This window comes from Micromonospora siamensis (assembly GCF_900090305.1).
In the GTDB taxonomy this organism is placed as follows: Bacteria; Actinomycetota; Actinomycetes; order Mycobacteriales; family Micromonosporaceae; genus Micromonospora; species Micromonospora siamensis.
The window spans coordinates 4,165,636-4,183,376 of the sequence record NZ_LT607751.1 but is presented as its reverse complement, the minus strand read 5'-3'; the positions used below and the strand labels follow the sequence as shown (position 1 = coordinate 4,183,376).

Genomic DNA, 17,741 nt, shown 5'->3' with positions numbered 1-17,741 from the left:
TGGAGGAGTCATGGACGAGCCGGTCTGGGGTCCGGTCCACCAGGACGTCGTCGGCCTGCTGGCCGACCGTCCGGCGGACGTGCCGGCGGTGGTGGACCACCTCACGAAGCTGCAGGATCTGCTGGTCCGGCTGCCTCCGCTGGAACGCAGCTGCCCGCTCGCGGACTTCAACGAGCTGTACCTGACCATCACCAGCAGCGTCCTGGACGGCCTGTACGACGACCGCTTCGCCGACCCGGCCTTCCTGGCCCGGCTCGACGTGGAGTTCGCCGCCCGCTACTTCGACGCGCTGCGCTACTGGACGGAGTCCAGCCCGAGCACCCCGAAGGCCTGGTCCTGCCTGTTCCGGCGGATGCGCGGGCCGGACGCCCGCCCGTTGCCGTCGGCCGCCGCGGGCGTGAACGCGCACATCAACTACGACCTGCCGTTCGCGCTGGTGACCACGCTGGAGAGCCTGGAGTCGGAGCCGGTGGACGGCAGCGACCAGCACCGCGACTACCTGGAGATCAACAAGATCTTCGCGGAGCGGATCCCGGAGCTGCGTCGGGGCTACCTGGACAACTGGCAGCTCATGATCGACATGTTGAACGGCGACATCGACGACTGGTACCAGGGCGAGCTGGTGGAATACACCCGGAACGTGGCCTGGCGCAACGCCCAGAAGATCTGGCGCTGCCGGCACGATCCCGACGCCCGCGAGTGTGAGCGTACGCGGCTGGACGACAACGCCGCGGCGCTCGGCCGGCTGCTGCTCTCGCCGCTGGGGGCGTTCCTGCAGTAGCCGGGACGGGGGGTCCCCGCGCTCCGTGGAGAACGGGGCGCGGGGACGCGTCCGTGTCGCGGCGGGGTGTGGCCCGGGCCCGGGCCGGGTACGCCGGAGACCATGCCGGCACACCGCAGCGCGTTCCGTTTCGATCCGGCCTTCCGGGTCCCGTTGGCCCTGCTCGGGGTGCGGCCGGAGACCTCCTGGGTGCTCGTCGACGACGAGGCGTTGGAGATCCGGTTCGGCCCGTGGCGGCTGCGGACGCCGCGCGACAACGTCGCCGGGGCGCAGGTCGGTGGCCCCTACCGCTGGTGGCGGGCGGTCGGACCGCACCTGTCGCTGGCCGACCGCGGGGTCACCTTCGGCACCGGCACCGTGGCCGGGGTCTGCGTCCGGTTCGTCACCCCGGTCCCGGCCCTTGCGCCGGGACGCTGGCCGGCCCACCCGGGGGCCACGGTCACCGTGGCCGACCCCGACGAGTTGTGCCGGGCCCTGACCACCTGACCGGCGGGCCGGGGGTACGCTCCTGCGCGCTCCGGCGATCTTCCCGGCTTCCCGGGTTCGGCGGGGCGGGGCCGTGGGTACCGCCTACGGTCGGTTCAGGGTCGGAAGGTGGGACACGGGCATGACGCAGGGTCGGGAGGGGGCGCAGCCCCGACGCAACCGCGGGCGGCGCAACACCGCGCCGGCCGGCCCCGGCCGCGCGTTACGGGCGGCCCGGGACCCGGGCAACGGGCAGAGCCACGGACCTCGGGCGGTGCCGGCGGTGGTGCAGAGCCCGGTCCGCCCGGTGGAGCCGGCCAGTGGACTGTCCCGCTGGCTGTTCCAGCACCGGGTGCAGCCGGTCGGCCCGGAGACCCGGGAGACCGAGGCCAAGGCGCACTCCTGGTGGCAGGTGATGTGCCTGACCGGCGTCGACTACTTCTCCACCCTGTCCTACCTGCCCGGCATCGCCGCGGTCGCGGCGGGCGCGGTCTCCCCGCTGGCCACCCTGCTGATCGTCGCGCTGACCCTGCTCGGGATGCTGCCGATGTACCGGCGGGTGGCCCGGGAGAGCCCGCACGGCCAGGGCTCGGTGGCGATGCTGGAGCGGCTGCTGCCGTTCTGGCGGGGCAAGATCTTCGTCCTGGTGCTGCTGGGCTTCGTGGCCACCTCGTGGATCGTCACGATCACGCTGTCCGCCGCCGACGCCACCGTGCACCTGCTGGAGAACCCGTACCTGCCGGAGTCGTTCCCGCACGGCACCACCGCGGCGGTCGTGGTGACCGTGCTGCTGCTGCTCGTGCTGGGCGGCGTGTTCCTGATGGGGTTCAGCGAGGCCGTCCAGGTGGCCATCCCGCTGGTCGCCGTCTTTCTCGGCCTCAACGCGGTGATCGTGGCCGCCGGGGTCGCGGAGGTCGTCGCCGACCCGTCGGTGCTGGCCGACTGGACCTCGCGGCTGACCCGCGTAGGCGGTCTGGGCGACGTCCTGCGGACCAGCGTCCTGGCCTTCCCGCTGCTGGTGCTGGGCCTGTCCGGCTTCGAGACCGGGGTCAGCATGATGCCGCTGGTCCGGGGGGACGGACCGGACGCCGAGGCCCGGCTGCGGGCCCGGATCCGCAACACCCGCCGGTTGCTCGCCACCGCGGCGCTGATCATGTCGGTCTACCTGATCGCGACGACCTTCGTCACCACCGTGCTGATCCCGCCGGAGCAGTTCGCCCCGGGTGGCGCGGCCAACGGGCGGGCGCTGGCCTGGCTGGCCCACGAGCACCTGGGGGAGGCGTTCGGCACCGTCTACGACATCAGCAGCGTGCTGATCCTCTGGTTCGCCGGCGCGTCGGCGATGGCCGGCCTGATCAACATCGTGCCCCGGTACCTGCCGGACTACGGCATGGCGCCGGAGTGGGGCCGGGCCGTCCGCCCGGTGGTGATCGTCTACACGGCGATCAGCATCGCCATCACCGTCGCGTTCCGCGCCGACGTCAACGCCCAGGCCGGCGCGTACGCCACCGGGATCCTGGCGATGATGGTCTCCGGGGCGATCGCGGTGACCATCGCGGCCTACCGGGCGCGGCACCGGTTCGCCGGGCTGGGCTTCACCGTGCTGACCGCGGTGTTGCTCTACGCCCTCGCCGAGAACGTGGTGGAGAAGCCGGACGGCATCGCCATCTCCGCGCTGTTCATCGCCGGCATCATCGCGGTGTCCCTGATCTCCCGGGTCACCCGCACCACCGAACTGCGCGCCGAGCGCATCGAGTTCGACGAGGCGGCCCGCCGGTTCATCGCCGACTCGATCGCCCACGACGGGCGGCTGCACCTGATCGCCAACAAGCGGCAGAGCGGCTCGGTCAAGGAATACAAGGTCAAGGAGCGGGCGCAGCGCGGGATGAACCCGGTCCCGGGCGCCGCCGACGTGCTCTTCCTGGAGATCGACGTCTCCGACCCGTCCCAGTTCAGCCACGTGCTGCGGGTGCACGGGGTGGAGGTCGGCGGCTACCGGATCCTGCGGGCCAGCAGCCCGGCCGCCCCGAACGCGATCGCGGCGATCCTGCTGGCCCTGCGGGACGCCACCGGGGTCCGGCCGCACGCCCACTTCGAGTGGTCGGAGGGCAACCCGATCGCGCACCTGCTGCGCTATCTGATCCTGGGTCGCGGGGACACCCCGCCGGTGGTGCGGGAGATCATCCGCAAGTCCGAGCCCGATCCCACCCACCGCCCCGGCATCCACGTCGGCGGCTGAGGCGCAAGCAGGGGCCCCCGCTTAACGCCTCCGGGATAGCAGGGACCCCTTCTTGACACCGCCCGCAGCCGGCGCCAGGCGACGCCGGGCTGCGCGGCCCGGCCCAGGCCGCGCCTCAGCCGAGCGCGCGGACCCGCGCGATCAGGTCGTCGCGGCAGAAGTCGAGGAAGCCGTCCGGATCGGGACCGGCGTTCATCAGCACGATGTGGTCGTAGCCGGCCTCGACGAAAGCCTGGGCCTTCCCGACGTGCGCCTGGACGTCCGGCCCGACGGCGAACTGCTGGCGGATGTGGTGCTCCTCGACGGTGGCGGACGCGGCGTCGAAGTTCACCGGGTTGGGCAGCTCGCTCATCACCTTCCACCCGGTGAGCGCCCAGCGGTTGGTCTTCAACGCCGCCTGCACGGCCTGCTCCTCGTCGGTGGCCCAGGCGAGCGGCACCTCGGCGTACCGGGGGCCCTTGCCGCCGGCCGCGGTGAAGTGCTCGATGATGGAGGACTCCGGTTCGGTGACGAAGAGCCCGTCGCCCAGTTCGGCGGCCATGGTCGCCGACGCCTTGCCGCTGGCCGCCACGGCGATCACCGGGAGGGTGTCGGGCAGGTCGAACACCCGGGCGTCCTCGAGCTGGAGGTGCTTGCCCTCGTACGACCGGTAGCCGCCCTGCCAGAGCAGTCGGATGATCTCCAGCGCCTCGCGCAGCCGCTCGTGCCGGCCGCGGACGCTGGGGAAGCCCAGCCCGACCACGTGCTCGTTGAGCCGTTCCCCGGCCCCCACGCCGAGGGTGAACCGGCCGTCGGAGATCAGCGCCATGGTGGCGGCGGCCTGGGCGATGATCGCCGGGTGGTACCGGACGGTGGGACAGGTGACGCCGGTGGCCAGGCCGAGGGTGCTGGTCTTCGCGGCGATCGCGCCCAGCACGCTCCAGGTGAACGAGGAGTGGCCCTGCTCGTCCAGCCAGGGGTGGTAGTGGTCGCTCATCTCCACGAAGTCGAATCCGGCCTGCTCGGCGCGGACCGCCTGCCGGATGATCTCCTGCGGTCCGAAGCCCTCCGAGGCCAGCTTGTAGCCGATCTGCATGCCCGATCACCACTCCCGGTGCGTCGTCGAAAACAAGCCCGTTCCCGCTGACGGGGGCGGCAAACCCGGCCCGATCCCACCGACCCATCCTCCTAGGAAGCCGTAGAGGGTGTGATCCGCCCGGCGACGGGCAGCGAAAGGCCCGCGACCCGGGGGAGCGGGGCGCGGGCCGGCGGAGCTGCGTCCTACTTCGACGGCTCGGGCAGCTTGCAGTCCACCTTCGGATTGGCGCCGATGTAGTTCAGCGGGCCGGCCACGATGGTCACCAGGATGGTGCCCGCCTCGGCGCAGTTGGTGTCGTCGTCACCGCCGAAGTAGCCACGCTGTCCGGCGGCGATGGCGCCGATGACGAGCCAGATGACGACCAGGACACCGAAGATCGACGTGCCGCGCATGGGTTGCCTCCACGGGGTTGTGGTGGATTTGAGGTGCAGCCGTTGTACCCAGTCCCGGGGCGCGCGCAAACGGTGATCGGTGTCGGTCATGCCGTCCGATTCCGGCGCGCCGGCTCAGTGCGGCGGCGCGGGATCCTCGGGCGGCCGGCCCCGGCTGCGACGATGGTCAGCCACGGCCACCCCGGCCAGCACCAGCATGGCGCCGAGGGCGGCCCACACCGGCGCGACGAAGAGCACCCCCGGGGCGATGGTGAGCAGGGCCAGCAGGCCACCGGGACGCGACAGCGACACCCGGCTGAACACCTCGTACTCGAAGCAGGCCCGCCCGGTCAGGAACAGCGCCGGTCCACCCAGGATGACCGCCGCCCAGGCCGGCGGCGTACGCCCCGTCGGTTCGTGCAGCACCAGGTCGAACCCGGCCGCCGTGGTGACCACGCCGGCCACCATCAACAGATGGGTGTACGGCGCGGTGAGCAGGAACCGGTTCGGCTGCCGGGACCGGGCGATGGCCTCCGGCAGCAGCTGGCCCGACTTGTGCACGTAGATCCGCCAGAGCAGCAACGTGGTGCCGAAGGCCACCGTGAACGCGCCGATGTTCTCCACCTCGGAGTGGTTGACGCTGAACATCGTGCCGATGGTCAGGATCGCGTCGCCCAGGGCGATGATGAAGAACTGCTGGTACCGCTCCGAGAGGTGCTCGGCGGTCACGTTGCGCTGCGCGTCCGGCACCGCGCCCAGCCCGGGCACCGGGTAGGCCAGCCGGAAGCCCAGGTAGTCGATGCCGAGCGCCACCGCCCAGAGCGCCTCCCGCGCGTCGTCGTGGGCGAAGGCGCCGACCAGCCAGGGTACGGTCGAGACGGCGAACCAGATGAAGATGCGCGCGGCCCGTTTCTGGGTCTGCCGGTGGTGCCGGACCGCCGGGATGAGGAACAGGCCACGGCCCAGGTGGATCGCCACGTACGTGCCGGCGAAGACCAGCCCGCGCCGGTCGAAGGCCTCCGGGATGGCGGTGGTCATCAGCAGCACCCCGAACATCACCGCGGTGATCAGCAGCTTGATCTCCGGGCGTTCCGGGTCGTACATGTCGGTGACCAGGGTGGTGATCGCCCAGGTCCACCAGACGGCCATCAGCACGATCAGGGACTGCAGCGCGCCTTCCCAGCCGATGTGGTGGACGAGTCCACGGGAGACCAGCGCCAGCGCGACGACGTACACCAGGTCGAAGAAGAGTTCGAGCAGCGTCACCCGACGGGGCGACTCGGGGTCGCGTACCGGTGGGTGGGCCCGGTCCGGTGGCGGCCCGGGCGCGGCGTTGGGCACGGTTGCTCCTGAGGCCGGCTCGGTGGGCCGGTGGCCCAGCACCGACGCTAGCGATCCACCCGCCGGAAGGTGTCCGTTATCGGGCTTTCGGCGCGATCCCGTCGCCCGGGGAAACGGATTGCGCCCACCGCCCGGGCGCTCCAGGCTGGGCCGGATGAGTGGACAGGACGAGAAGGCGCCGACGATCGACGTCGCCCTGGTGCGTCGGCTGGTCGCCACGCAGTTTCCCGGGTGGACCGGCCTCGAGGTGCGGCCGGTGGAGGCGGGCGGCTGGGACAACCGGACCTTCCACCTCGGCGACGCGATGACCGTACGGCTGCCCAGCGCGCCCGGGTACGTGCCGCAGGTGGCCAAGGAACAGCGTTGGCTGCCCCGACTGGCGCCCGGGCTGCCGCTGCCGGTGCCGGTGCCGGTGGCCGTGGGCGTGCCGGGCGCGGGTTACCCGTTCCCCTGGTCGGTGTACGGCTGGATCGAGGGGCGGACGGCGACCCCGGACCGGATCGCCGACCCGGTGGAGTTCGCGGTCGACCTCGCCGGCTTCCTCTGCGCGCTGCACCGGCCAGAGCCGGTGGGCGGCCCGCCCGCCGGGGCGCACAGCGCCTTCCGCGGCGCGCCCCTGTCCAGCTGCGACGCCGACACCCGGCGGGCGGTGCGGGGGCTCGCCGACCGCGACCTCGCCGCCGACGCCACCGCGATCTGGGCCGAGGCGCTCGACTCGGTGTGGACCGGTCCACCGGTCTGGTTCCACGGCGACGTGGCCGCGGGCAACCTGCTGGTCCGCGACGGCCGGCTGGCCGCGGTCATCGACTTCGGCTGCTGCGGGGTGGGCGACCCGGCCTGCGACCTGACGGTGGCCTGGACCCTGCTGCCGGCCCCGGCCCGGGAGGCGTTCCGGGCGGCGCTGTCGTACGACGGGGACACGTGGGCGCGGGCGCGGGGCTGGGCGCTGTGGAAGGCGCTGATCACCCGGGACGACCCGGGACAGGCCGCCACGGCCTGCTCGACGCTCGACGCGATCCGCGCCGAACGCCGGTGACCCGCCGGGCCGGTGGCGACGTGCGACCGGCCCGGCGGGAGTGGTTCACGCCTCGGCGCCGGTCCCGACCGGCAGCACCCGCTCGGCCTCGGCCGGGGCGCCGGCCAGGAGCTTGGCCTGCTGCGCCCAGGTGGCCAGGCTGGGGGCGGCGCGCAGACCGGCGGCCCGGATGGTCTCCCGCAGCGCCGCCTCGTCCAGCGCGGCGAGCTGCCCGTAGGTGCGGATGCCGGCCGACTGGAGCGCGGCGGCCATCTTCGGGCCGACGCCCTGGATGCGACGGAAGTCGTCCGCCGGCCCGTCGGCGGCCGGCGCGGTGGCCGGGTCGCTGTCGTGGACGGCGGTACGCGGCGCCGGAACGGCGCCGGCCGGGACCGCGGACGTGCTGGCGGCCGGGGCGTCCTCGTCGGCCGTGGCGCCGACCCGCTCCACGTCGGCCGTGGCGCCGGCCTTCTCCTCGTCGGCCGTGGCGCCGGCCTTCTCCTCGTCGGCTGCGGAGCCGGCCTTCTCCTCGTCGGCCGTGGCGCCGGCCTTCTCCTCGTCGGCTGCGGAGCCGACCCGCTCCTCGTCGGTGCGCTGCGCGGGCAGGACCGACGGGTCGGCGTCGGTGTCCGACTGCCCGGCGGTGACCTCGTTGGACGGGGCGGCGGCGGCCGGGACGCGAGCGTCGCCCGGAGCCGCCTCCACGTCGATGGCGTCGGCGCTCTCCGTGGTCCCGAGGTCATCGGCCCCGCGGTCGGCGGTCTGAGCGTCGGCCGCCGGTGAGGTCTCGGCGAGCGGGGCGGTGTCGACGGCGCCGGTGGTGGGCGGCGACACCGCGCCGGTGGTGGCGGAGGCGGGCTCGACCTCGGGGACCGGGGTCGCGGCGGCGGCCAGGGTGGCGGCGGCCGGCGCGGCCTCGGTCTCGACCGGGGTGGCGTCGACGGTCACCGCGGCGGGCGGGGTCTCGTCGAGGGTGACCTCGGGCCGCTGCTGGTCGACGGTGGCACGCATGGGCGGCTCGGCGTCCAGGTCGGTGACGCCGGCGACCGGGTCACCCTCCACGATGGGCCGCACCGGGTTCGTCCTGGCCCGCCAGCCACTCACTACCCATCCGGCTGCCAGGCCCACCAGCAGGGCCAGGATCACGATCAGCCATTGCCCGACAGTCGACGGCACGGCGAACCTCCCTTTTATGTACGTGAAAAAGTCGCGAGAAAACTCGGGGCAGCTTTGCACACGTACGGCGCGGGCGACAGGGAGGTCGGTGGCTCGCGTCGCTGGTGGGACGGCCGGTGTCCAGCGGTGGTCGTCGGGTGACCGAGCGTGTGGCGGCGGCGTGCCGGTCAGCCGCCGACGGCGAAGCGGCGGATGCCGGTGGCGTCGGGCCCGGTGGCGTCCCAGCGGTAGAAGCAGCCGGCGACGGCGTCCCGGGGGGAGCGCCAGGTGGGCAGGTAGGACGTGGTGTGGGCGGAGAGCCGTTCGTTGACCTGGAGGTAGAGGGGGTGGCTGCGGGCGGCGGCGAGCGCGTCGGCGTCGACCTGTGCGGTCTCCACCAGGTGGACGAGCAGGTCGTGCAGGCAGTACAGCGACCGGTGCCGGACGCCGGTGAGGGCGGGCAGCTCGGTCGCGTCGGACTCCGCGAAGATCTGCGCGACCCGACCCTCGGACCCGGGACTGATCCGGCTGACGATCAGCAGACGACTCATGGGGGCACCCCTTCCGCCGGTGGGGGGTCCGTCGAGCACCACGACGACACCCTGGGCGTTCACCATGGCCGCGGCCGTGTCATCCGGTCGTCACGTGCCCCGGCGGGCCGGTGACGCGGCGTCGGCCGTCGTGGTGGCGCCCGGGCGGCCGGTGTCCCGGGTGGCCCGCCGGATCGGACCGAGGGTGTCGTCGAGCAGCGCGGACATCGCGGGGGAGGGCTCCAGCCGCAGCTCCCGCAGGAGCAGGTCCCGGTAGACGTAGTAGGCGTGCACGGCCTCGAAGGCGTTGCCCTCGGCGAGGTGGATCCGGACCACCAACCGGTGCGGGGTCTCGCGCAGCGGCTCGGCGGCCATCGCCTCCAGGGCGGCCTGCAGCGCCTCGCCGTGCCGGCCGGCGGCGAGGTGGTTGCCGGCGATCTGCTCCAGCATGTGCAGGCGCAGTTGGCGCAGTCGTTCCCGTTCCAGCAGGACCCAGTCGTCGTACCAGCCGGGGAGCAGGTCGTGGCGGCCGGCGTCGATGGCGTCGGCGAGGGTGCGCGGGTTCTCGCCCTCGCGGACCCGGCTGGCGGTGCGGACCAGGTCGTCGACGTCGAGTCGGACCACCGGGTCCAGGCGTACGGTGTCGCCGTCGGTGCGAATCGGGCAGCACGGGTCCTGGCGCAACCGCCACAGGGCGGTCCGCAGGGAGGACAGGGCGCGTTCCTCCGACGTGTCCGGCCAGAGCAGGCCGGCCAGGTTGCTGCGGGTGGCGCCGGGTCGCAGGCCGATCAGCGCGATGACCCGTTGCAGTCCCCTCGGCACGATCACGGGGGTGCCACCGCGCAGCAGCCGGAAGCCGCCGAGCAGGCGCAGGTGCACGGTTTCCGCGGTCGGGTCGGCGGGTGCGGACGGATCAGAGGCCACGTGGCACCCCCTGCAGCGGAAGCGGAGTCCGGATTCACCAGAAGACCCGGCTAGGCACGTGACACCGCTGTCGGGGCCGTCGGCCGGAGCGTCGCACCCGCCCCGGTGCGCCGGGCTGGCCGTGCTGAAGATTATCAATCACAGTTACACTCAGTCAACAGATGGTCGCCATGGCGACTGCCCGCAGGCCTTTCCTGGAACGGCTCTGAACTGCGGATAAGAGGTAAGTGGGGGTGACGCGAGTGCAGCTCACGCTTATCTCGCGCACAGCTTGCGTCAACGCATCGTCACGACTGTGCAGGGCCCGAAGGCGGCCTGTGGTGACGCCCGGTTGACGGTCCTCGCCGCATGCTCGCGACGAGTTGTCCCGGGCTGCGGCCGTCACCGCCGGAGCCGGACGCGCGCCGGAGGGGGAGATGTTCGATGGACCGTTGGCCGATCGCCGCGAGGGGGTTCCGTCCCGCGCAGGAGCGGGCCGCAGGTGTCGCCGGGGCCGTGGTGGCGTACCGGGCCGAACGCGGGGGAGCCTCGGCCACCGGGTGGCGGCCGTGACCACCACCGCTCCTCGGGACGAGCAGCTCTGGTCCCGCTGTGCCGGTTGCTCCTCCCTGCTGTACCGCAAGCGGTTGCGGCGCAACCTGGACGTCTGCCCGGAGTGCGGCACGCACGTGCGGTTGGGCGCACCGCAGCGGCTGGCGCAGCTGGTCGACCCGGACTCGTTCCGGGCGCTGCCGGACCGTGCCGTCGAGGTCGACCCGATCGGCTTCGTCGACGTCCTGCCGTACCCGAACCGGCTCGCCGCGGCCCGCACCGGCACCGGCCTGGACGAGGCGGTGCTCTGCGGCACGGCGACCATCGCCGGGCAGCCGGCCGTGCTGGCCGTGATGGACTTCCGGTTCCTCGGCGGCAGCCTGGGCTGCGCGGTCGGTGAGCTGATCACCCGGGCGGCGGAGCGGGCGCTGGCCGACCGGGTGCCGCTGGTGCTGGTCACCGCGTCCGGCGGGGCGCGGATGCAGGAGGGCGCCCTGTCGCTGATGCAGATGGCCACGGTCAGCCAGGCGATCGGGGTGCTGCGGGAGGCCGGGCTGCTGACGGTCAGCGTGCTGACCGACCCGACGTACGGCGGGGTGGCCGCCTCCTTCGCCACCAATACCGACCTGGTGCTCGCCGAGACCGGCGCCCGGATGGGCTTCGCCGGTCCCCGGGTGATCCGCCAGGTCACCGGCCGGCCGCTGCCGGAGGGGTTCCAGACCGCCGAGTTCCTGCTGCGGCACGGCCAGGTCGACATGGTGGTGCCGCGCCGGGCGCTGCGCGGCCGGCTCGCGGCGCTGCTCGCCGCGGCCGCCGGCGTCACCGGGCCCGCCACGGTGGGGAGCGCCGCCGGGCAGGTGGCGAGCGGCGGTACGTCCACCGCGGCCGTTCCCGCTCCGCGGGTCGCCGGATCCGCGCCCGCCTTGGCGGCGGGCGTCAGGCCGGACGTACCCGAGGGGTCCCCGGTGGACCGGCGCGGGGGCGACCCGGTCGACGCCTGGGACACCGTGCGGGCCGCCCGGCACCCGGGCCGGCCCACCGCCCTGGACTACCTGGACAGCGCCTTCGACGGCTTCGTCGAGCTGCACGGCGACCGGCTCGGCGCGGACTGCCCGGCGGTGGTCGGCGGTCTGGCCCGGCTGGACGGGCGGCCGGTGATGGTGATCGGCCACCAGAAGGGGCACACCACCGCCGAGCTGGTGGCCCGCAACTTCGGGATGGCCAGCCCGGCGGGACACCGCAAGGCGCTGCGGCTGATGCGGCTGGCCGCCCGGCTGGGCCTGCCGGTGGTGACCCTGGTGGACACCCCCGGCGCGGACCCGGGCGTCGACGCGGAGGAACAGGGGCAGGCCGCGGCGATCGCCGAGAGCATCCTGACGATGACCGCGCTGCCCACGCCCGTCGTGGCCGTGGTCACCGGCGAGGGCGGCAGCGGCGGGGCGTTGGCCCTGGCCGTGGCCGATCGGGTGCTGATGCTGCGCCGGGCCGTCTACTCGGTGATCAGTCCGGAGGGCTGCGCGGCGATCCTCTGGCCGGACAGCCCGGCCGCCCCGCGCGCCGCCCGCGCGCTGCGGCTGACCGCCGCGGACCTGTCCCGCCTCGGCGTGGTGGACCAGATCGTGTCCGAGCCGGACGGCGGCGCCCACGCCGACCCGCAGGCCGCGGCCGAGGAGCTGCGCCGGGCGGTGTCGGCGAACCTGGCCCCCCTGCTGGACGTGCCCCGGGCCGCGCTGGTGCGCCGCCGACGGGAACGGTTCCGCCGCTTCGGCGCCGCCGGCTCGCTGGTGGTGAAGCGGTGAACGCCGGGCCGACGTCCGACGACGGCGTGCTCACCGAGCTGCGCCGGCACGCCCGGCAGTTGGTCGACGAGCTCGCCGGCCCGGTCCGGCGGGTACGGCTGCGCAGCGGCGACACCGTGCTGGAGGTGGAGTGGCACGGTCCCGCCCAGCCGGTGCCGACGCCCCGGGAGGCGCCGGTCGGCCAGCCGGTCGCCGCCGCCGAGCAGCCGGCCGCCGCCCTGCTGGTCCGCGCGCCGATGGTCGGCACCTTCTACCGGTCCCCGGAGCCGGGCGCGGCGCCGTTCGTGGCCGTCGGTGACCAGGTCCGGCCCGGGCAGGTGGTGGGGATCGTCGAGGCGATGAAACTGCTCAACGAGGTGACCGCCGACCGGGCCGGTCGGGTGGTCGAGCTGCTGGTCGAGGACGGCAAGCCGGTCGAGTACGACCAGCCGCTGGTCGCCCTGGACCCGGCCTGAGACGGCGGGGGCGCGGCGATGTTCGACAAGGTGCTGATCGCCAACCGGGGCGAGATCGCCCTGCGGGTGCTGCGGGCCTGCCGGGAGCTGGGGATCCGCACGGTGGCCGTGTACTCCAGCGTGGACGCCGACTCGGCGGTGGTGCGGCTGGCCGACGAGGCGGTCCGGATCGGGCCGGCGGGCAGCCGGCAGAGTTACCTCAACGCGGCGGCGATCGTCGAGGCCGCCCGGCAGTGCGGGGCGCAGGCGGTGCACCCCGGCTACGGCTTCCTGTCCGAGGACGCCGACTTCGCCGAGATCTGCGCCGGCAACGGGCTGACCTTCATCGGCCCGCCGCCGCAGGTGATGGCGGCGTTGGCCGACAAGTCCACCGCGCGGGCGCTGATGCGGCGCGCCGGGCTGCCGTTGCCCCCGGGCAGCGTGCAGACCATCGGCACCGTCGAGCAGGCCGTGGCGGTGGCCGCCGAGGTGGGCTATCCGGTGATCGTGAAGGCCGCCGCCGGTGGCGGGGGACGCGGCATGACCGTGGTGCGCGACCCGGCCGCCCTGCCCCGGGCGTACACCCGGACCCGCGCCGCCGCGCAGGTCGCCTTCGGCGACGACCGGGTGTACGTCGAGCGGTACCTCACCGCGGCCCGGCACGTGGAGGTGCAGGTGCTCTGCGACGGCCACGGCAACGGGGTGCACCTGGGCACCCGGGACTGCTCGGTCCAGCGCCGCCACCAGAAGCTGGTCGAGGAGGCGCCGGCGCCGGCGCTGCCACCGGAGACGGAGGCGGCGATCACCGCGGCGGCGCTGCGCGGCGCCCTGTCGGTCGGCTTCACCGGGGCGGGCACGGTGGAGTTCCTGGTCGACGACGCCGGCCGGTTCCACTTCCTGGAGATCAACTGCCGGATCCAGGTGGAGCACCCGGTCACCGAGATGATCACCGGGATCGACCTGGTGCACGAGCAGCTGCACATCGCCGCCGGTACGCCGCTGCGGCTGAGCCAGTCCGACGTCCGCCCGCACGGGGTGGCCGTGGAGTGCCGGGTCAACGTGGAGGACCCGGACCGTGACTTCGTGCCCACCCCGGGCCGGCTCGACCGGTTCCAACCCCCCGGTGGCCCGTTCACCCGGGTCGACACCCACGGCCACGCCGGTTACCTGGTCTCCCCGCACTACGACTCGCTACTGGCCAAGGTGGTCGCCTGGGCGCCGGACCGGGAGCTGGCGCTGCGCCGCCTCGACCGGGCGCTCGCGGAGTTCGACGTGCACGGCCCGGGGGTGCGGACCACCATCCCGTTCGCGCGGCGGGTGCTCGCCGACGCCGCCTTCCGCGCCGGGCACTACACCACCGCGCTGGTCGACCGGCTGCTCGCCGGGGACCCCGCCGTACCGGCCCCCGCCCGGCCCGCGCAACCGGTCGTCGCGGCCGGCGCGCGTACCCACCGAAGCTGAGGAGAGACCCGATGACCATCGCCGACAGTCGACCCCTGACCACCGAGATCACCGACATCCTGGTGCGGCACTGCGGCCTGGACGCCGACGCGGCCGCCCGCTCGCCCGCGGCCTCCCTGGAGGAGCTCGGAATGGATTCGCTGGCCCTGCTGGAGCTGACCGCCGTGGTCGCCGACCGCTGGCAGGTCCGGATTCCCGAGCAGGCCGGGCAGCTGAGCATCTCGGGCGTCGCCGACCTGGTCGCCCGCCGCGCCGACCCGCCCGGGCACACCGAGAACAGCATCGTCATCGACGCGCCGCTGGAGCTGGTCTGGCGGATCACCAACGACGTGGAGAACTGGCCGCGGCTGTTCACCGAGTACGCCTCGGTGGAGGTGCTGCGCCGCGACGGCGACACCGTGCTGTTCCGGCTCACCATGGTCCCCGACGACAACGGGGTGTCCTGGAGCTGGGTCAGCGAACGCACCGCCGACCCGGCGAGCCGGCAGGTCCGGGCGCACCGGGTGGAGACCGGGCCGTTCGAGTACATGAACATCCAGTGGATGTACGACACCGAGCCGGACGGCACCCGGATGACCTGGGTGCAGGACTTCGCGATGAAACCCGGCGCGCCGTTGGACAACGCGGGGATGACCGCGCGGATCAACACCAACAGCGCCGTGCAGCTGGCCGTGATCAAGGAGCGCGTGGAGCGCGCCCACCGGGGAGGCGACGATGAGTGAGACCCTGCTCGGGCTGGTGGCCGCCCGGGACGTACCGGCCGACCGGCGGCGCGGCGGCGAGCTGCGGGTGCTGCTCGGCCCGAAGACCGTCGGCGCCACCTCCGGGTTCATGGGCGTCGCCGCCCTCGCGCCGGGGGAGCGGATCGCCGAGCACTACCACCCGTACAGCGAGGAGTTCCTCTACGTCTCCCGGGGTGCGATCACCGTCGACCTGGACGACGAGCCGGTGCCGCTGGGCACCGGGGAGGCGCTGTTCGTGCCGCGCAACGTGCGGCACCGGCTGCGCAACACCGGCGACGAGCCGGCCGAGGTGGTGTTCCAGTTGGGACCGCTGGCTCCCCGCCCGGAGCTCGGACACGTCGACACCGAGGCGGCTGCCCCGTGAGCGGGCGCCGCACGGTGGTGACCGGGGTCGGGGTGGTCGCCCCGGGCGGCGTCACCCGGGACCGGTTCTGGAAGACCATCACCGAGGGGCGGACGGCGACCCGGCGGATCAGCTTCTTCGACCCGTCGCCGTTCCGCTCCCAGATCGCCGCCGAGTGCGACTTCGACCCCGACGCGGCGGGGATCACCGTGGCCGAGCGGCAGCGCGCCGACCGGTACGTGCAGTTCGCGCTGGCCTGCGCGGCGGAGGCGGTCGCGGACAGCGGGCTGGAGCTCACCGACGCGCAGCGGGAGCGGGCCGGGGTGGTGCTCGGCACCGCCGTCGGCGGCACCATGGCCCTGGAGCAGGAGTACGTGCGGGTCAGCGACTCCGGTCGGCACTGGCTGGTCGACCACCGCCTCGGCGGCCCGTACCTCTACCAGGCCCTGGTGCCCAGCAGCCTGGCCGCGGACGTGGCCTGCCGGCACGGCCTGTACGGCCCGGCGCAGGTGGTCTCCACCGGCTGCACCTCCGGCATCGACGCCATCGGCTACGCCCACCAGCTGATCGCCGACGGTGAGGCCGACGTGGTGCTCGCCGGGGCGGCCGACTCGCCGATCTCGCCGGTCACCGTCGCCTCGTTCGACGCGATCGGGGCGACCAGCCCGGACAACGACGACCCGGCGCACGCCTCCCGGCCGTTCGACGCCGACCGGCACGGCTTCGTCCTCGCCGAGGGCGCCGCGGTGCTGGTGCTGGAGGAGTACGGGCACGCCCGCCGCCGGGGCGCGCACGTCTACTGCGAGGTCGCCGGGTACGCCAGCCGCAGCAACGGCTTCCACATGACCGGCCTGCGTCCCGACGGGGTGGAGATGGGGCTGGCGATCAGCGCGGCGATGAGACAGGCCCGGCTCGCCCCCGAGCAGGTCTCCTACATCAGCGCGCACGGCTCGGGCACCCGGCAGAACGACCGGCACGAGACCGCCGCGTTCAAACGCGCCCTCGGCGAGGCCGCGTACCGGGTGCCGATCAGCTCGATCAAGTCGATGGTGGGGCATTCGCTGGGCGCCATCGGCTCGATCGAGATGGCCGCCTGCGCCCTGGCCATCGAGTTCGGGGTGGTGCCGCCGACGGCCAACTGGGCGACCCGTGACCCGGAGTGCGACCTGGACTACGTGCCGAACGAGGCGCGGGAGGTGCCGGTGGACGTGGCGCTCTCGGTGGGCAGCGGCTTCGGCGGTTTCCAGTCGGCGATGCTGTTCCGCCGGCTCGCCGGGGTGGCCGGATGAGCGCCCGGGCGGTGGTCACCGGCATCGGGGTGGTGGCGCCGAGCGGGATCGGCGCCGACGCGCACTGGGCGACGGTGACCGCGGGCGAGCGCCGGACCGGGCCGATCACCCTGTTCGACCCGGCGGGCTACCCGACGCGGGTCGGCGGGGAGGTGCCCGGCTTCGAGGCCACCGCCTGGGCCGACCAGCGGCGGCTGGTGCAGACCGACCGCTGGACCCACCTGGGGTTCGCCGCCACCCGGCTGGCGTTGGCCGACGCCGGGCTGCCGGAGCGGGCCCCCGACCCGTACGGTTACGCGGTCACCCTGGCCAGCTCGTCCGGGGGGAACCTGTTCGGCCAGCGGGAGCTGCAACGGCTCTGGGGTGGCACGTCGCGCACGGTGGGGGCGTACCAGTCGATCGCCTGGTTCTACGCCGCGAGCGTCGGGCAGCTCTCCATCCACCACCAGTTCAAGGGCCCCTGTGGGGTGCTGGTCGCCGAGTCGGCGGGTGGGCTGGACAGCCTGGCGCACGCCGCCAGGACGATCCGCCGGGGTACCCCGGTGGTGATCGCCGGCGCGACCGAGTGCCCGCTGAGCCCGTACGCGCTGGCCTGCCAGCTGCGCTCCGGGCTGCTCAGCGACGTGTCGGACCCACGGCGGGCGTACCGGCCGTTCGATCGCGACGCCCAGGGCTACGTGCCCGCCGAGGGTGGCGCGGTCTTCGTCGTGGAGGAACTCGGCCACGCCGTGTCCCGGGGGGCGCGGATCTACGGCGAGGTGACCGGGTGGGCGGCCACCCACGACGCCGCGCCGACCCGACCCGACGGGGCCGAGGCCGTCCACTACGCCCGGGCGATGCGTCAGGCGCTGGAGCGGGCCGGGGTCGACCCGGGGGAGGTCGACGTGGTGTTCCCCGACGCGCTGGGTGTGCCGGCGCACGACCGGGCCGAGGCCGACGCCCTGCGGACGGTCTTCGGGGACCGGCCGCCGCCGGTGAGCACCCAGAAACCGTTGACCGGCCGGGCCCACCAGGGCGGCTCGGCGCTGGATGTGGCCACCGCGCTGCTCGCCTTCGCCCACGACACGCTGCCCGCCTCGGCCGGGCCGGACGACCCGGCGCAGGGTTGCGAGCTGGACTTCCTGCGCGAGCACCGGGCGCCCCGGCACCGCGTCGCGCTGGTCGGCGCCCGCGGCTTCGACGGCTTCAACACCGCCCTGGTGGTCCGCGGCGCGGAACCGCAACCCCGCCGGCCGGCGTAGG

General features: G+C 74.1%; 16 protein-coding genes and 1 pseudogene. 11 read left to right on the top strand and 6 right to left on the bottom strand.

The genetic code is table 11. The features are described from left to right. The first annotated feature begins 10 nt into the window (after window positions 1–10). From GA0074704_RS19425 to GA0074704_RS19415, 3 genes are all read left to right on the top strand, one after another. Entirely contained in the window at window positions 11–781 is a 771-nt protein-coding gene (locus GA0074704_RS19425) for a DUF5995 family protein (protein ID WP_088971818.1), read from the top strand. Between the two features lie 102 nt (window positions 782–883). Next, complete coding sequence (locus tag GA0074704_RS19420; protein WP_088971817.1) at window positions 884–1,267, top strand: hypothetical protein; 384 nt, start codon at window positions 884–886, stop codon at window positions 1,265–1,267. A 121-nt stretch (window positions 1,268–1,388) separates the two neighbouring features. After that, a complete protein-coding gene (locus tag GA0074704_RS19415) occupies window positions 1,389–3,485 on the top strand; it encodes an APC family permease (protein WP_172880647.1) in 2,097 nt (698 codons plus the stop codon). A gap of 115 nt (window positions 3,486–3,600) precedes the next feature. Here GA0074704_RS19415 and GA0074704_RS19410 read toward each other — a convergent pair whose 3' ends face one another. From GA0074704_RS19410 to GA0074704_RS19400, 3 genes are all read right to left on the bottom strand, one after another. Then, a complete protein-coding gene (locus GA0074704_RS19410) occupies window positions 3,601–4,560 on the bottom strand; it encodes a TIGR03557 family F420-dependent LLM class oxidoreductase (RefSeq protein WP_088971816.1) in 960 nt (319 codons plus the stop codon). 185 nt (window positions 4,561–4,745) lie between these two features. After that, entirely contained in the window at window positions 4,746–4,955 is a 210-nt protein-coding gene (locus tag GA0074704_RS19405) for a hypothetical protein (RefSeq protein ID WP_088971815.1), read from the bottom strand. 114 nt (window positions 4,956–5,069) lie between these two features. Further along, a complete protein-coding gene (locus GA0074704_RS19400; protein ID WP_088971814.1) occupies window positions 5,070–6,275 on the bottom strand; it encodes a low temperature requirement protein A in 1,206 nt (401 codons plus the stop codon). A gap of 154 nt (window positions 6,276–6,429) precedes the next feature. Between GA0074704_RS19400 and GA0074704_RS19395 the strand changes: the two genes are divergently transcribed. Beyond that, on the top strand, window positions 6,430–7,311 hold the full coding sequence (locus GA0074704_RS19395) for an aminoglycoside phosphotransferase family protein (protein ID WP_088971813.1): 882 nt from the start codon (window positions 6,430–6,432) through the stop codon (window positions 7,309–7,311). Window positions 7,312–7,356: 45 nt separating this feature from the next. On the opposite strand, the pseudogene GA0074704_RS29495 reads toward GA0074704_RS19395, so the two are convergent. From GA0074704_RS29495 to GA0074704_RS19380, 3 genes and pseudogenes are all read right to left on the bottom strand, one after another. Then, window positions 7,357–7,605: pseudogene (locus GA0074704_RS29495) on the bottom strand (helix-hairpin-helix domain-containing protein); the annotation flags it as partial. Between the two features lie 1,028 nt (window positions 7,606–8,633). Further along, window positions 8,634–8,996: a TcmI family type II polyketide cyclase gene (locus tag GA0074704_RS19385; RefSeq protein WP_088971811.1), complete on the bottom strand. Its 363-nt coding sequence runs from the start codon at window positions 8,994–8,996 to the stop codon at window positions 8,634–8,636. A gap of 90 nt (window positions 8,997–9,086) precedes the next feature. After that, window positions 9,087–9,899, bottom strand: a complete 813-nt coding sequence (locus GA0074704_RS19380; RefSeq protein WP_088971810.1) for an AfsR/SARP family transcriptional regulator — start codon at window positions 9,897–9,899, stop codon at window positions 9,087–9,089. Window positions 9,900–10,447: 548 nt separating this feature from the next. Between GA0074704_RS19380 and GA0074704_RS19375 the strand changes: the two genes are divergently transcribed. Genes GA0074704_RS19375 through GA0074704_RS19345 form a run of 7 tightly spaced genes read left to right on the top strand, consistent with a single transcriptional unit; the run spans window position 10,448 to window position 17,740 of the window. Continuing rightward, window positions 10,448–12,229, top strand: coding sequence for an acetyl-CoA carboxylase carboxyltransferase subunit alpha (locus tag GA0074704_RS19375; RefSeq protein ID WP_088973816.1), 1,782 nt, complete (start codon window positions 10,448–10,450; stop codon window positions 12,227–12,229). Further along, window positions 12,226–12,684 (top strand): acetyl-CoA carboxylase biotin carboxyl carrier protein, encoded by a 459-nt coding sequence (accB, locus tag GA0074704_RS19370; RefSeq protein ID WP_088971809.1) that lies wholly within the window; start codon window positions 12,226–12,228, stop codon window positions 12,682–12,684. The genes GA0074704_RS19375 and accB overlap by 4 nt, the downstream gene beginning before the upstream one ends. Window positions 12,685–12,702: 18 nt before the next feature. Beyond that, the gene (locus GA0074704_RS19365; protein WP_088971808.1) at window positions 12,703–14,124 is read left to right on the top strand and encodes an acetyl-CoA carboxylase biotin carboxylase subunit; all 1,422 of its coding nucleotides are present in this window, start codon (window positions 12,703–12,705) and stop codon (window positions 14,122–14,124) included. A gap of 11 nt (window positions 14,125–14,135) precedes the next feature. After that, window positions 14,136–14,846 (top strand): SRPBCC family protein, encoded by a 711-nt coding sequence (locus GA0074704_RS19360; RefSeq protein WP_088971807.1) that lies wholly within the window; start codon window positions 14,136–14,138, stop codon window positions 14,844–14,846. Next, on the top strand, window positions 14,839–15,231 hold the full coding sequence (locus GA0074704_RS19355; RefSeq protein ID WP_088971806.1) for a cupin domain-containing protein: 393 nt from the start codon (window positions 14,839–14,841) through the stop codon (window positions 15,229–15,231). The genes GA0074704_RS19360 and GA0074704_RS19355 overlap by 8 nt, the downstream gene beginning before the upstream one ends. Next, window positions 15,228–16,499, top strand: coding sequence for a beta-ketoacyl-[acyl-carrier-protein] synthase family protein (locus GA0074704_RS19350; RefSeq protein WP_088971805.1), 1,272 nt, complete (start codon window positions 15,228–15,230; stop codon window positions 16,497–16,499). The genes GA0074704_RS19355 and GA0074704_RS19350 overlap by 4 nt, the downstream gene beginning before the upstream one ends. Beyond that, window positions 16,496–17,740, top strand: a complete 1,245-nt coding sequence (locus GA0074704_RS19345; protein ID WP_088971804.1) for a beta-ketoacyl synthase N-terminal-like domain-containing protein — start codon at window positions 16,496–16,498, stop codon at window positions 17,738–17,740. Before GA0074704_RS19350 ends, GA0074704_RS19345 begins: the two co-directional genes overlap by 4 nt. Window position 17,741 lies beyond the last annotated feature (1 nt).

Excerpts from the sequence above, each read along its gene's own strand:
- GA0074704_RS19425 (WP_088971818.1), top strand. The coding sequence starts at position 11 with ATGGACGAGCCGGTCTGGGGTCCGGTCCACCAGGACGTCGTCGGCCTG.
- GA0074704_RS19420 (WP_088971817.1), top strand. The coding sequence starts at position 884 with ATGCCGGCACACCGCAGCGCGTTCCGTTTCGATCCGGCCTTCCGGGTC.
- GA0074704_RS19415 (WP_172880647.1), top strand. The coding sequence starts at position 1,389 with ATGACGCAGGGTCGGGAGGGGGCGCAGCCCCGACGCAACCGCGGGCGG.
- GA0074704_RS19410 (WP_088971816.1), bottom strand. The coding sequence starts at position 4,560 with ATGCAGATCGGCTACAAGCTGGCCTCGGAGGGCTTCGGACCGCAGGAG.
- GA0074704_RS19405 (WP_088971815.1), bottom strand. The coding sequence starts at position 4,955 with ATGCGCGGCACGTCGATCTTCGGTGTCCTGGTCGTCATCTGGCTCGTC.
- GA0074704_RS19395 (WP_088971813.1), top strand. The coding sequence starts at position 6,430 with ATGAGTGGACAGGACGAGAAGGCGCCGACGATCGACGTCGCCCTGGTG.
- GA0074704_RS19385 (WP_088971811.1), bottom strand. The coding sequence starts at position 8,996 with ATGAGTCGTCTGCTGATCGTCAGCCGGATCAGTCCCGGGTCCGAGGGT.
- GA0074704_RS19365 (WP_088971808.1), top strand. The coding sequence starts at position 12,703 with ATGTTCGACAAGGTGCTGATCGCCAACCGGGGCGAGATCGCCCTGCGG.
- GA0074704_RS19360 (WP_088971807.1), top strand. The coding sequence starts at position 14,136 with ATGACCATCGCCGACAGTCGACCCCTGACCACCGAGATCACCGACATC.
- GA0074704_RS19355 (WP_088971806.1), top strand. The coding sequence starts at position 14,839 with ATGAGTGAGACCCTGCTCGGGCTGGTGGCCGCCCGGGACGTACCGGCC.
- GA0074704_RS19345 (WP_088971804.1), top strand. The coding sequence starts at position 16,496 with ATGAGCGCCCGGGCGGTGGTCACCGGCATCGGGGTGGTGGCGCCGAGC.